Consider the following 12,500-nt stretch of genomic DNA (forward strand, 5'->3'; position numbering starts at 1 on the left):
CCAGCGCCGGATCGTCCACGGTCGGCTCCGGGCCGCGCACCGGTCGGTGCAACCCCACCAGCCGCTCCGAGGCCATGCGGAAGATAGCGGCGTCGGAGCCGGCCGCCGCGGGACCGGCCCGCCGGGCGCGGTGGAGGGCCCGGCGGAGCCCCTCGGGACTCCCCCGCTCCAGATGGACGTGCGCGGCGGCCACGGCCAGACGCGGGTCGGCGGCCTCGCCCCCGCCGGCGGCGTCCAGCGACCGCTCCAGCGCGTCGTACTCGCCCCCCGCCGCCAACGCGGGCGCCCACCGACCGAGCAGGGCGGACAGGAAGCCGCGATCGCCGACCCGCTCGGCCTGGGCGAGCGCCTCCCGCGGCCGTCCGTGCTCGGAGTACCAGAGGGCTGCGCGGCGGTGGGCCTGCGCTCCGAACCCCGATCCGTGACGGTGGAGGTCCGCGACGAGGTAGGAGCGCAGGAGTTCGGCGATCCGGTACTCGGCGTCGGGTGCGCCCGTGCCGGTCACCAGACCGGTGCTCCGTGCCAGGTCGTCCAGGACGTCGGCCGCGTCCTCCCGGCCGGCGAGCTCGACGGCCAAGCCGGTGGGCAACGATTCGGCCGGACTCACCCGGCGCAGCGTCTCGCGCTCACCGTCCCCGAGTCCGGCGAGGACCTCATCGACGAGGTAGTCCGCGACCGGACGGTCGTCCCCCGAGAACTCGGCCAGGAAGCCGTCCGGGTCGGGGTGCCCCCGGAGCGACAGGGCCGCCAGGCGCAGGCCGGCGACCCAGCCGCCGGTCCGCGCGTGCAGGACCGCGACCTGGGCGGGCGTGAGCCGCAGCCCCGACCCCGCCATCAGGGCCGTCGACTCCTCGAGGGTGAACAGCAGATGCTCGGTCCGCACGTCGTGCAGCCGTCCCTCCATCCGGAGCCGAGGCAGCGCCAGCGGCGGGTCACGACGCCCCGAGAGCACCAGCCGGAGACCGTGCGGGGTGCACCGCACCAACATCTCGAGGCCGTGGCGGACGGCGGGACCCTCGATGTGCTGGACGTCGTCCAGGACGAGGCGGACGCCCTCGGGCAGGGTGGCGAGGCCCTCCAGCAGCTCGCCGAGGAAGTCCAGTTCGACGGCATCGCGCGACACGACGAGCCGGTGCAACCGGTTGGAGGGCGGCACGGACGGGAGCGCGGTCAGGGCGGTCAGCACCGCGCTCCACAGTCGCCGGGGGTCGGCGTCCTCGGGCTCGAGGTTCACCCACGCGGTCGGCGGCTCCGGGGTCCGACGGACCCAGGCGGACAGGAGCGAGGTCTTGCCGGACCCGGGCGGGGCGCACACGAGCGCCAGCTCCCGGTCCGTGGCGCGGTCGAGCTCGGCCTCCACGGCCGGCCGGCGGATGTGCTCGAACGGAACGGCAGGGGGCGTCGTCTTCGAGCGCGGGACCTGGACCATCGATCCTCCCGACCCTGACTGATGTTCACTCTATGTGTCCGGACATCTCCTCGCCATCGGGCAAATCCCGCTTGCCGCACCTCTGTTCGGCCGTGACCACTACGCCGCGTGTCCGTTGCCGGTCACGATGCCCGCTCGCACGACCTCGGCCCGTCACGGCCGGGGCCGCTCTCCGTCCAACCACCCGGCGGGGGTGACGACCCGTCCGTCGGGTCCGGGGACGCTGGGCGACGAGGCCGCGGTCGCCGGCGACGAGCACGGGCACCGTGGGGGCTCGGGAGGAGACGTGATGACCGCGGGCCGGCCGTACGAATTCCGTGTCGAACCGGCCGTGCCGGACTCGGCACGGGACGTGTTCTGCGACATGGACCTCGAGGCGACGCCCGGAGGAACCCTGTTGCGGGGGACCGTCGTCGACGACTCCCACCTGCACGGCATCCTCGGGCAGCTGCACGCGCTCGGCCTGACCGTGCTCGTGGCCCGCCCGCTCGACCGCCCGCCGCGGCTGGACGTCCCGTGAGGGCCACGCCTCGCCTCACCTCGCGGCCGGGCCCTCGTCGATCCGCCGGAAGATCGCTTCGAGCCGGCGGGAGGGTTGCCAGCCCAGGGCGAGGAGGACGGCCAGGCCGAGCATCACCACGAGCAGGGCCTGCCCGGGGAGCCCGAGCCAGAGCAGCCCCGCGACGAGGACCACGGTCACGGCGGCCACGGTGACCCGCCGACCCCGTCCGTCCCGGCCTCCTCGCATCCGACGGACCAGGCCCGGGTCGTCGCGGGCCAGCTCCCTCTCGGTCTCCTCGAGCACGGTGCGTTCGTCGTCGTCGAGCATCGTCGCGTCCTCTTCCCGGTGGTCCTAGGCCGTGGCTCGTCGTCGGCGGCCGACGGCCGACGTCCCGGCGTGGCTGCCCAGGTCGACGACCAGCGCCAGCGCGAGCCAGAGGTAGTCGAGGCCGACGAGCCCACCGGGCGCCACCAGCACGTACATCAGGGTCGTCCAGGGCAGGAGCAGGAACCCGAGGACCGGGATCAGGAACGTGGAGAAGGTGGCGCTCCACTGCACGGGCTCGAGGAACCACCAGGCGACGATGACGGCGCGGGGTCCGAGGACCAGCAGCAGGATGATCAGGCACACCCCACGGTTGTAGCGAGCGTGGCCGCGCCGCCCACCACCCCTCGAGGGTGAGGGCGCGGGCCGGTCCCGGGCTCAGGCGGTCTCGAGCCCCACACCGACCTGCTGCAGCATCGGGTGGTCGTGGTCCCGCGCCATGACGTGGCCGATCGCCAGGGCGGTAGCGACCGGCCAGGACACGACCTCGAGGGCGGCGAACGCCACCATCACCCCGAGGAAGGCGAGACTGCCGGTCGGCGGCCACCCGACCGGACCGACCACCGGCACGTCGACCCGCCACACCCGGGGGGCCGCCGGGGAGGACGGGTCCGGCGTCGGCAGGCTCGTCGTCGGGGGTGGTGCCATGGTGCCTCCCGGGGTGCGCGCGCCGGGTGGGTCCCGGCGCGACCCATCCGACGCACCCGGCGGCGCCCCCGCATCACCCGGAACGGACGACGGCAGCGTCGATCCCGGCGGTCACCGCCGCCGACGGACCCGCTGCGCCGGCCTCGAGACGTCGTCGCACGTCCTCGGTCGCGGCGGCGAGCGCCCGGACCCGGACGGCGTCCCGCTCGGCACGCGGGACCGCGCACACGGCCCGGACGACCTGGAGGTACGCCCCGGGCAGCCCCGGCCCGATGATCAGTCGAGCCCGCCGGACCAGGCGCGCCCACGGCCCCGGTGCGGCGCCGGCCGGGAGGATCCGGGCCTCGACACGGCGCCGGAACCGGGTCAGCACGACGTCGTCCGGCACGCTCTCCAGCCCGACCCGGATCACCGCGGCGGTCACGACGTCCCGCGCGCCGCGCAGTCCGACCGTGCCCACCAGACGGGGAGCGATCTCGGCGAGGGCGGACCGCGCCTGCGGCTCGACGTCGTCGTTGACCCGACGCGCCAGGTCGCCGAGAGCCCGGTCGGTGCACGCCGGAGAGTCGCTCCACGGCTCCCCGGCCAGCAGCGAGACGTACTCCATGACACAGGCACCGTGCTCGGGGCGGCGGTGTCGCCCCACCTCCAGCACCGGCAGCCCCTCGGGGACACCTGCTGCCACCGCTGCATGCTCCTGCTCGGTCATCCCGGTCCTCCCGTGTGGTCGACATCCTCGGCACTGTTCGTCTGCGCGTGTACGGCCCGTCCCGGTGTCCCGGCGGCGGGAGCCGGACCCGTGGCTGCTCCCACCTCGCCCGCGTCCGTCGCGACGTGGTGCCCGGCACCGAGCCGGCGGCGGAACACGTGGTAGCTCCACCCCTGGTAGAGCAGGACGAACGGCAGGACGACGGCGGCGACGACCGTCATCACGCGCAGCGCGTAGGGCGACGACGCCGTCCCCGTGACCGTCAGGTCGTAGGCGGGCGAGGTGCTCGAGACCATCACCCGCGGGTACAGCTCGCCGAACAGCGAGGCGACGACCGCGGCGATCGTCAGCGACGTCGCCGCGAAGGCGAGCCCCAGACGCCGTTCCCGTACCAGGACGACGGCGGTCAGGGCGCCCAGGGCCGCGACCAGCTCCGGGAGCGAGAGCAACACACCGTGTCCGGAGGTCACCCGGGTCCAGAAGGCGAACACCACGACGAGCACGGCGGTGACGGGGGCGAGCACGCGGGCGGCGAGGACCGCGCGCTCGCGCACCGGGGCGTCGACGCGGAGCTCGAGGAACAGCGACCCGTGCAGGAGGCAGAGCGCGGTCACGGTCAGCCCGCAGGCGAGGGCGTAGGGATGCAGCAGCGACCCGAGGTCGCCGGTGAACTCACCCGCGGCGTCGATCGGCACGCCGTGCACCAGGTCGCCCAGCGCGATCCCCAGCACGAAGGGCACGACGGCGCTGCCCGCCGTGAGGGTCCCGCCCCAGACCCGTCGGCCCCGGGGGCCGGCGGCGTGGCTGCGGAACTCGAACGACACCCCGCGCAGGATCAGCCCGACCAGCGTGACGAGCATCAGCAGGTAGAAGCCGGAGAAGGCGGTGGCGTACCACGCGGGGAAGGCCGCGAACATGGCCGCGACCGCCACGATCAACCACACCTCGTTGCCGTCCCACACCGGGCCGATCGCGCCGATGGCCTGCTCGCGGCCGGCCTCGTCCCGCCCGAGGACGCCGTGCAGCATCCCGACGCCGAAGTCGAAGCCCTCGAGGAGCAGGAAGCCGGTCCACAGGACGGCGATGACGACGAACCAGAACGTCGTGAGCGACATCGGTGCTCCCTTCAGGAGGTCGGCTCGAACACCGGGGCGTCGTCGTCGGTGAGGGAGGTCGTCGGGTCGTCCGGGGCCGTCACCGGGTCCAGCTCCTTGCGGGCGAAGCGGGCCATCAGGAGCCAGTCGACGACCGCGAGCGCGCCGTAGAGGAGCACGAACACCCCGAGACTCGTCGCGATCGTCCCGATCCCGACCGACGGGGACGCGGCGTCCGCGGTCCGCAGGAGCCCCTGGACGATCCACGGCTGCCGGCCGTTCTCGGTGAGCAGCCAGCCGGCCGTGTTGATCACGAACGGCACCGGGACGGCCCAGATCGCGACCCGCAGCAACCAGGGGGACTCCACGAGCGTGCGGCGTCGCCAGAACCCCCACAGACCGAGCAGCAGGAGCAGGCCGCCGAGGTAGGCCATCACGCGCATCGACCAGTACTGGACGAACACGTTCGGGACGTAGTCGCCCGGGCCGTACTGCTGCTCGTACTGCGCCTGGACGTCGTTCAGGCCCTGGACCTGTCCGTCCCAGCTGTTCGTCGCCAGCAGCGACAGCAGGTGCGGGACCTGGATGATCTTCGTGGGGGTCTCGTCGCGGGTGCCTCCGCCGACCTGGAACAACGAGAACGAGCACGGCCCGCAGGTGGTCCACTGCGCCTCGGAGGCGGCGATCTTCATCGGCTGGAAACGGGCCTCCGTGACCCCCAGCTCGCTGCCGACCAGCATCCCGATCAGGGCCGCCGGCACGAGCACGCCGATCGCCAGCCGGGCCGAACGGGTGAAGGCCTCGGGACTCGACCCGCGCCGCAGGTGCCAGGCCGAGATGCCGAGCACGACGACCGAGGCGGTGATGGCCGACGCGAGCAGGACGTGCAGGTAGCCCCGCAGGAAGACCCCGTTCGTCAGCAGCTCGGTGATCGAGGTGAGCTGGGCGCGCCCGGTGGCGGGGTCCAGCTGGTACCCGACCGGGTGCTGCATCCAGGAGTTGGCGGCCATGATGAAGGCGGCCGAGAGCGCCGAGCCCACCGCCACCGCCCAGATCGTCGCGAGGTGGACCCGCTTCGACAGGCGTCCCCACCCGAACAGCCAAAGCCCCAGGAACGTCGACTCGAAGAAGAAGGCCACGAGGCCCTCCATCGCGAGCGGCGCCCCGAAGACGTCGCCGACGAACCGCGAGTACACCGACCAGTTCATCCCGAACTGGAACTCCTGGACCAGCCCGGTCACGACGCCGACGGCGATGTTGATGACGAGCAGGGTCCCGAAGAAGCGGGTCAGCTTCAGGTGCTCGGAACGTCCTCCCCGGTACCAGGCCGTCTGCAGCATCGCGGTGAGCAGGGCCAGCCCGATCGTCAGCGGGACGAAGAGGAAGTGGTAGATCGACGTGCTGGCGAACTGGATGCGGGCCAGTTCCTCGGCGGTCACGCCGGGCCGCCGTCCCGCCGCCCGTCGCCCGTGCGGCCGCTGACCGCCGCCGACCCGGCCGGCACCGGAGCGGTCGTCCCGTCGGCCTCCGGGCTCACCCGCGGTGCCGGTGGGCGTCGCGACGGCGTGGGTCCCGACCGGGGCGGGGCGGGGGCCCCGCGCCGGTCGAGCGCGCGGTCCAGCGTCAGGGCGGCGTCGATGAGCGAGAGGTGGGTGAACGCCTGCGGGAAGTTCCCGATCTGCTCACCGGTCAGGGCGATCTCCTCGGAGAACAGGCCGACGTGGTTGGCGTAGGTCAGGATCTTCTCGAAGGCGAGCCGCGCCTCGTCGACGCGGCCGGCCCGGGCCAGCGCGTCGACGTAGGTGAAGGAACAGAGCGAGAAGGTGCCCTCCGATCCCCGGAGTCCGTCGGGCGATGCGCTGGGGTCGTAGCGGTAGACCAGGCCGTCGGTGACCAGCTCCTCGTCCATCGCGCGCAGCGTCGACTGCCACATCGGGTCGTAGGGACTCAGGAAGCCCACCGTGCCCATCCGTAGCAGCGCCGAGTCGAGGACGTCGGACGCGTAGTGCTGGACGAACGCCTGCTTCTCGGCGTTCCACCCCCGCGCCATGATCTGCTCGTAGATGGCGTCGCGCGCGGCGGTCCAGCGCTCGAGCGACGCCGGACGCGCCCGCGAGGTGGCCAGCCGGATCGCCCGGTCGAACGCCACCCAGCACATCAGCCGGCCGTAGGTGAAGTCCTGCCGGCCGCCCCGGCTCTCCCAGATGCCGTCGTCGGGCTGGTCCCAGTTGTCGGTGAGCCAGTCGAGCAGGGTGACCAGCGCCGTCCACCCCGCGTGACCGATCTCGAGTCCGTGCGCGTCGGCGAAGTAGATGCTGTCGAGCGCCTCGCCGTAGATGTCGAGCTGGAGTTGCTCGGCGGCGGCGTTGCCGATCCGCACGGGCAGGGAGCCGCGGTAGCCCGACCAGCCCTCGAGCTCGGTCTCGGGCAGGTCGGCCGTCCCGTCGACCGAGTACATGATGTTGAGGGGGTTGCCGGTGGCGTCCCGCCGCTCGACGACGCGGTCGCGCAACCAGGTGCAGAACTGCACCGCCTCCTCGGTGAAGCCCAGGCCGAGCAGCGCGTAGACCGAGAACGAGGCGTCCCGGACCCACGTGTAGCGGTAGTCCCAGTTGCGCTCGCCACCGACCTGCTCCGGCAGCCCGGCGGTCGGCGCCGCGACCAGGCCGCCGGTCGGGGCGTAGGTCATGAGCTTCAGCGTGATCGCCGAGCGCTGCAGGATCTCCCGCCAGCGCCCGGTGTAGGTGGACTGCGCCAGCCAGGCCCGCCAGAACGCGACGGTGTCGTCGAACATCTGCTGGAACTCGCCCACCCGGATCTCCCGGGGCGGACCGGCCGCCTCGGACTCCAGGACGACGCCGCGGACCTGCCCCGCCGTCAGGGTCAGCGAGGCGCGCACCCGACCCTGGTCGACCTCGGCGTGGGCCAGCCGCTCGTCTCCGGGCTCGCGCACCACGTGCACGGTCAGCGACATCCCGGCCGTCTCGAACACCACGCCGCCGTCCAGGACACGCGTCTCGTGCGGGCTCCGGCCGTAGTCGAACTGCGGAGCGATGTCGAACTCCATCGTCATCCGACCCCGGACGCACCGCAGCATCCGCACCAGGCGGTGGTTCCCGGTGACGTCGTGCCCGGTGACGGGCATGAAGTCGTGCACCTCGCAGACCCCGGACGCGGTCATGAACCGCGTGATCAGGATCGCGGTGTCGGGGTGGTACATCTGCGCCGAGGTGAACGGCTCCCCGACGGGCCGCACCCGGAAGTGACCGCCCCGCTCGTCGTCGAGCAGGGCACCGAACACGCTCGGCGAGTCGAACCGCGGGCAGCAGAACCAGTCGATCGACCCGTCGATGGTCACAAGAGCCGCGGTCTGCAGGTCGCCGATGAGCCCGTGGTCGGCGATGGCCGTCTCCGTCATGTGTGTCGCCTCCGTGGCCCGGTGGGCCTGGGTGCCGTGTCCACGCCCCGGTCCGGCGCAGCGGGTCCACCGTCGTCGCGCGGACCGCACCGCCACATCACCCCCGGAGCATGAGCGCGGCCCACCGCGGCCCTCGGTCATCCGGTCCAGGTGATGCCGCCGGCCCCCGTGCGCGTGACCCTCGACCGGCGCGAGCAGCGACCGCACCGGGTCCGCCGCGCCACCCCCGGGAACGGAGCGCACGATGGTCGAGAGCCGCCACTACGACGTCCTCGTCGTCGGCAGCGGGGCGGGCGGGGGCACGCTCGCCCACCGCCTCGCCCCCTCGGGCCGACGGGTCCTGATCCTCGAGCGCGGCGACTACCTCCCGCGCGAGCGGGACAACTGGGACTCGAGCGCGGTGTTCGTCCGAGGCAAGTACCGCGCGCCGGAGTTCTGGTACGACAAGGACGGCAACGAGTTCCCGCCCGAGGTCAACTACTACGTCGGCGGCAACACCAAGTTCTACGGCGCCGCGCTGTTCCGCCTGCGCCCGGAGGACTTCTCCGACCTGCGACACCATGGCGGCGTCTCCCCCGCGTGGCCCATCGGCTACGACGACCTCGAGCCCTACTACACCGAGGCCGAGCACCTCTACCGCGTCCACGGGGCCCACGGCGAGGACCCGGGCGAAGGCCACGTGAGCGCCCAGTACGCGTACCCGCCGGTGGCCCACGAGCCCCGGATCCAGCAGCTCAGCGACGACCTGGAGAAGCAGGGCCTCCACCCGTTCCACCTGCCCATCGGGGTGGACCTGACCCAGGACGAGCACGGCGGCGCGACACGGGGCAGCGCGTGCATCCGGTGCGACCGCGTCGACGGCTTCCCGTGCCTGCTCGGCGCCAAGTCCGACGCCCAGGTCATCGCGGTCGACCCGGCGCTGCGCCACCCGAACGTGGAGATGGTGACCGGCGCGCGGGTGGACCGGCTCGAGACCGACCCCACCGGGCGCACCGTCACCGGCGTCGTCACGGAGCTGGCCGACGGCGAGCACGTCACGTTCACCGCCGACGTCGTCGTCCTAGCGGCGGGGGCCGTGAATTCCGCGGTGCTGCTGCTGCGGTCGGCGAACGACCGGCACCCGGCCGGGCTGGCCAACTCCTCGGACACCGTCGGCCGCCACTACATGCGCCACAACAACGTCGCGGTCATGGCCGTGTCGAGGGAGCCCAACCCGACGCGGTTCCAGAAGACCCTGGCGCTGAACGACTGGTACCTGGGCTCCGAGGACTGGGACCACCCGCTCGGCGGCGTCCAGATGCTGGGCAAGTCCGACGCCGAGCAGATCCGCGCCAACGCGCCGCACTGGGCGGGGGTCCTGGGCCCGGAGATGCCGTTCGAGGTCCTCGCCCACCACGCGGTGGACTTCTGGCTGTGCGCCGAGGACCTGCCCGAGGCGGGGAACCGGGTCACCCTCGACCGTGAGGGCCGGATCCACCTCGCGCTCGACCAGAAGAACAACGTCGAGCCCCTCAAGCGCCTGCGGCACGAGCTCCAGGGCCGGCTCGGGGACCTCGGCATGCACCCGGACCACCTGGTGCACCACAGCATCTACATGCACAAGGGGATGCCGATCGGCGCGACGGCCCACCAGGCGGGCACCGTCCGCTTCGGCACCGACCCGGCGAGCTCGGCGCTGGACGTGCACTGCCGCGCGCACGAGGTCGACAACCTCTACGTCGTCGACACCAGCTTCTTCCCGAGCATCGGCGCGGTGAACCCGTCGCTCACGGCCATCGCCAACGCGATGCGCGTCGGCGACCACATCCTCGATCGGCTCCGCTGACCGGGCACACGGAGACAGGAGCACGCGCATGACGACCGACCGGGTCGACGCACTGGTGATCTTCGGGGCGACCGGGGACCTCGCGAAACTGGAGACCTTCCCCGCGCTGCTCGGGCTCGTCGAGCGCGGGGTGCTCGACGTCCCCGTGGTGGGCGTGGCGAAGAGCGGGTGGGACCTCGGGCAGTTCCGGGAGTACGCCGCGGCATCCCTGCGGCTCAACGGCCTCGACGAGCACAGCCCGGCAGCCGTGACGCTGCTCGGTCTCCTGCGCTACGTCGACGGGGACCTCGACGACGACGCGACGTACGCGGCGATGTCCCGCGAGATGGGTGACGGCGGGCGGGCGCTGTTCTACCTCGAGGTGCCGCCCCCGCTCTTCGGCCGGATCGCGCACGGGATCGCCTCGGCGGGCCGGGCGGAGGGTGCCCGGGTGATGGTGGAGAAGCCCTTCGGCACCGACCTCGCGGGCGCCCGGGCCCTCAACGCCACCATGGCGGAGGTCTTCCCGGAGGACGCCATCTACCGCGTCGACCACTGGCTGGGCCTGGACCCGGTGGAGAACGTGCTCTTCACGCGCTTCGCCAACTCGGTGCTCGAACCGCTGCTCAACCGGACCCACGTGCAGAGCATCCAGATCACGATGGCTGAGGCCTTCGACGTCGCCGACCGCGGGCGCTTCTACGACAAGACCGGCGCGATCCGCGACGTCGTGCAGAACCACATGCTGCAGGTGCTGGCCACCGTGCTCGCGGACCCGCCCGACGGACAGGGCCTGGGATCGTGGCGCGCCGCCAAGGCGCGGGTGGTCGAGTCGCTGACGCCGCTCTCCCCCGCGACCACGGTGCGCGGGCAGTACGAGGGCTACCACCAGGTGGAGGGCGTCGAGCCGGGCTCGACCACGGAGACGTTCGTCGCGCTCCGGCTCGCCGCGGAGTCGTGGCGCTGGGCCGGGGTCCCGCTGCTCATCCGCGCCGGGAAGTGCCTGCCGGTCACCGCCACCGAGATCGACATCCGGTTCCGTCCCGCCCCGCACGACGTCTTCGGGCTGATGCCGTCCCCGGCCACCAACGCCCTGCGGTTCCGGGTGTGGCCGGAGACCGAGGTCGCGCTGACCCTCGCCGGGAAGAAGCCCGGCGCCGGGTGGATCCCCGATCACGAGGAGCTGGCCTTCGCGGTGCGGCCCGGGTCGGACATGCGGCCCTACGACCGCCTCATCGGAGCAGCCCTCGACGGCGACCGCTGGCTCTTCGCCCGCCAGGATACCGTCGAGCAGGCGTGGCGGGTGGTGGAGCCGGTCCTCGGCGACGCCGTCGAGGTCCACCCGTACGCCCGGGGGACGTGGGGGCCCAAGGAGGCCGAGGGTCTGCTGCCCGACGGCGAGACGTGGCACGACCCGGCCGGTGCGGCCCCGCGCTGAGCACACCCCGTCCCGCCCTCCTCACCAGGGCGCGAGGGGGCTCATTCGTGCGGGAGGAGGCCGAGCTCGTGCATCCGGGACACCGCGGCACGACGCGAGGGAACCCCGAACTTCCGGTAGATCGCCCTCGTGTGCGTCTTCACGGTCGTGCGTCTGATGGAGAGCCGGTCGCCGATCTCCTCCAGGGTGAGGTGGGTCGCGAGCAGCGGGAGCACCCGCAGCTCGGCCGCGGTGAGTGACGACGCCCCGCGGACCGCCCCCAGACGGTCGTCCACGCGGGCGCGCAGCTCGGCCGCCTCGCTCGGGAGGTCGCCGAGGTCAGGTCGTTGCAGGACGATGTCGTGCAGTTGGCGCAGGACCGCGCGGGCGCCGCCGGTGTCGCCGAGGCCGACGTAGCAGCGGCCCATCTCGAGTAGGGCCTGGGCCGAGACGACCGGCAGTGCCGGGGTGAGCAGGGGCCGCAGGCGAGCGGCCCGGGCGACGTGGTCCCGCGCGCGCACGACGTCGCCCTGGCGCATCGCCGAGCGGGCCGCGAACGCGTACACCAACGCGCTCGTCCAGTACCGGTCGAGGCTGCCGTCCTGCACGAAGGTCAGCGCGTCCGCCGCGAACGCGTCGGCCTCGTCCCAGGCGTCGCGCCGGGTGGCCACCAGGCCGCGCTCGGCGAGGATGACCGGGAGGAGCGGCACGGCACCGGTGTCGGCGGCGACGTCGAAGGCGTGCGCCAGCAGAGGGTCGGCACGGTCGAGATCACCGTCGAGCAGGTGGGAGACGCCCTCGGTGTGCAGCATCGTGGCCCGATAGGGGCTGGCGGGGCCGAGCCCGTCCATCGCGAGCCGGGCATCGTGGCGCATCTGCGCGACCCCGCGCCGGCACAGCAACGCCCGCAGGTAGGCGAGGGTCCCCGCCATCGTGTTCCCGTCCGGGAGCGTGCCGTCGGCAGGCCCCTCCTCGGCCGCACTCGCCCAGCGTGCCGCCTCGGCCGGCCTGCCGATCAACGCCATGATCAGCGCGGCGTGCGCCGCCACCCCCGCGTGGTACTCCACGTCGGTCCGGCCGTCGAGCCACGTCGTCCAGCCGATCACGGTGTCGATGCGGCCGCTCGCCCACACCGGCTGCATCAGGGTGAGCACG

Annotated in this window: 12 protein-coding genes; 3 read left to right on the forward strand and 9 right to left on the reverse strand. The window is 73.1% G+C overall.

The window, feature by feature from the left end; genetic code table 11:
* On the reverse strand, positions 1-1,429 hold a 1,429-nt coding region (locus tag AC0CYZ_RS16235; RefSeq protein ID WP_472217135.1), incomplete at its 3' end, for a winged helix-turn-helix domain-containing protein.
* 193 nt (positions 1,430-1,622) lie between these two features.
* Here AC0CYZ_RS16235 and AC0CYZ_RS16240 point away from each other — a divergent pair.
* Positions 1,623-1,949, forward strand: coding sequence for a hypothetical protein (locus tag AC0CYZ_RS16240; RefSeq protein ID WP_472217137.1), 327 nt, complete (start codon positions 1,623-1,625; stop codon positions 1,947-1,949).
* A gap of 15 nt (positions 1,950-1,964) precedes the next feature.
* On the opposite strand, the gene AC0CYZ_RS16245 is transcribed toward AC0CYZ_RS16240, so the two are convergent.
* The 7 genes from AC0CYZ_RS16245 to AC0CYZ_RS16275 form a co-directional block, all read right to left on the reverse strand.
* Positions 1,965-2,258 carry a DUF3040 domain-containing protein gene (locus AC0CYZ_RS16245; RefSeq protein ID WP_472217139.1) on the reverse strand — a complete coding sequence of 98 codons (294 nt, stop codon included), beginning with the start codon at positions 2,256-2,258 and terminating at the stop codon, positions 1,965-1,967.
* 24 nt (positions 2,259-2,282) lie between these two features.
* Positions 2,283-2,561 carry a hypothetical protein gene (locus AC0CYZ_RS16250; RefSeq protein ID WP_472217141.1) on the reverse strand — a complete coding sequence of 93 codons (279 nt, stop codon included), beginning with the start codon at positions 2,559-2,561 and terminating at the stop codon, positions 2,283-2,285.
* A 72-nt stretch (positions 2,562-2,633) separates the two neighbouring features.
* Entirely contained in the window at positions 2,634-2,903 is a 270-nt protein-coding gene (locus AC0CYZ_RS16255) for a hypothetical protein (RefSeq protein WP_472217143.1), read from the reverse strand.
* Positions 2,904-2,976: 73 nt separating this feature from the next.
* Positions 2,977-3,612, reverse strand: coding sequence for a hypothetical protein (locus AC0CYZ_RS16260; protein WP_472217145.1), 636 nt, complete (start codon positions 3,610-3,612; stop codon positions 2,977-2,979).
* Positions 3,609-4,727: a cytochrome d ubiquinol oxidase subunit II gene (cydB, locus tag AC0CYZ_RS16265; RefSeq protein WP_472217147.1), complete on the reverse strand. Its 1,119-nt coding sequence runs from the start codon at positions 4,725-4,727 to the stop codon at positions 3,609-3,611. Before cydB ends, AC0CYZ_RS16260 begins: the two co-directional genes overlap by 4 nt.
* An 11-nt stretch (positions 4,728-4,738) precedes the next feature.
* Entirely contained in the window at positions 4,739-6,145 is a 1,407-nt protein-coding gene (locus tag AC0CYZ_RS16270; protein ID WP_472217149.1) for a cytochrome ubiquinol oxidase subunit I, read from the reverse strand.
* Positions 6,142-8,124, reverse strand: a complete 1,983-nt coding sequence (locus AC0CYZ_RS16275) for a glycoside hydrolase family 15 protein (protein ID WP_472217151.1) — start codon at positions 8,122-8,124, stop codon at positions 6,142-6,144. The genes AC0CYZ_RS16270 and AC0CYZ_RS16275 overlap by 4 nt, the downstream gene beginning before the upstream one ends.
* Positions 8,125-8,368: 244 nt before the next feature.
* On the opposite strand from AC0CYZ_RS16275, the gene AC0CYZ_RS16280 reads away from it, so the two are divergent.
* Together AC0CYZ_RS16280 and zwf are read left to right on the forward strand one after the other, a co-directional pair.
* Positions 8,369-9,949, forward strand: a complete 1,581-nt coding sequence (locus tag AC0CYZ_RS16280) for a GMC family oxidoreductase (RefSeq protein ID WP_472217153.1) — start codon at positions 8,369-8,371, stop codon at positions 9,947-9,949.
* A 28-nt stretch (positions 9,950-9,977) separates the two neighbouring features.
* The gene (gene zwf / locus AC0CYZ_RS16285) at positions 9,978-11,366 is read left to right on the forward strand and encodes a glucose-6-phosphate dehydrogenase (RefSeq protein ID WP_472217155.1); all 1,389 of its coding nucleotides are present in this window, start codon (positions 9,978-9,980) and stop codon (positions 11,364-11,366) included.
* Positions 11,367-11,407: 41 nt separating this feature from the next.
* On the opposite strand, the gene AC0CYZ_RS16290 is transcribed toward zwf, so the two are convergent.
* Positions 11,408-12,500, reverse strand: a 1,093-nt coding sequence (locus AC0CYZ_RS16290; RefSeq protein ID WP_472217157.1) for a helix-turn-helix transcriptional regulator, incomplete at its 5' end; no start/stop codon positions are given.

It is taken from the genome of Actinomycetospora sp. (assembly GCF_055612215.1).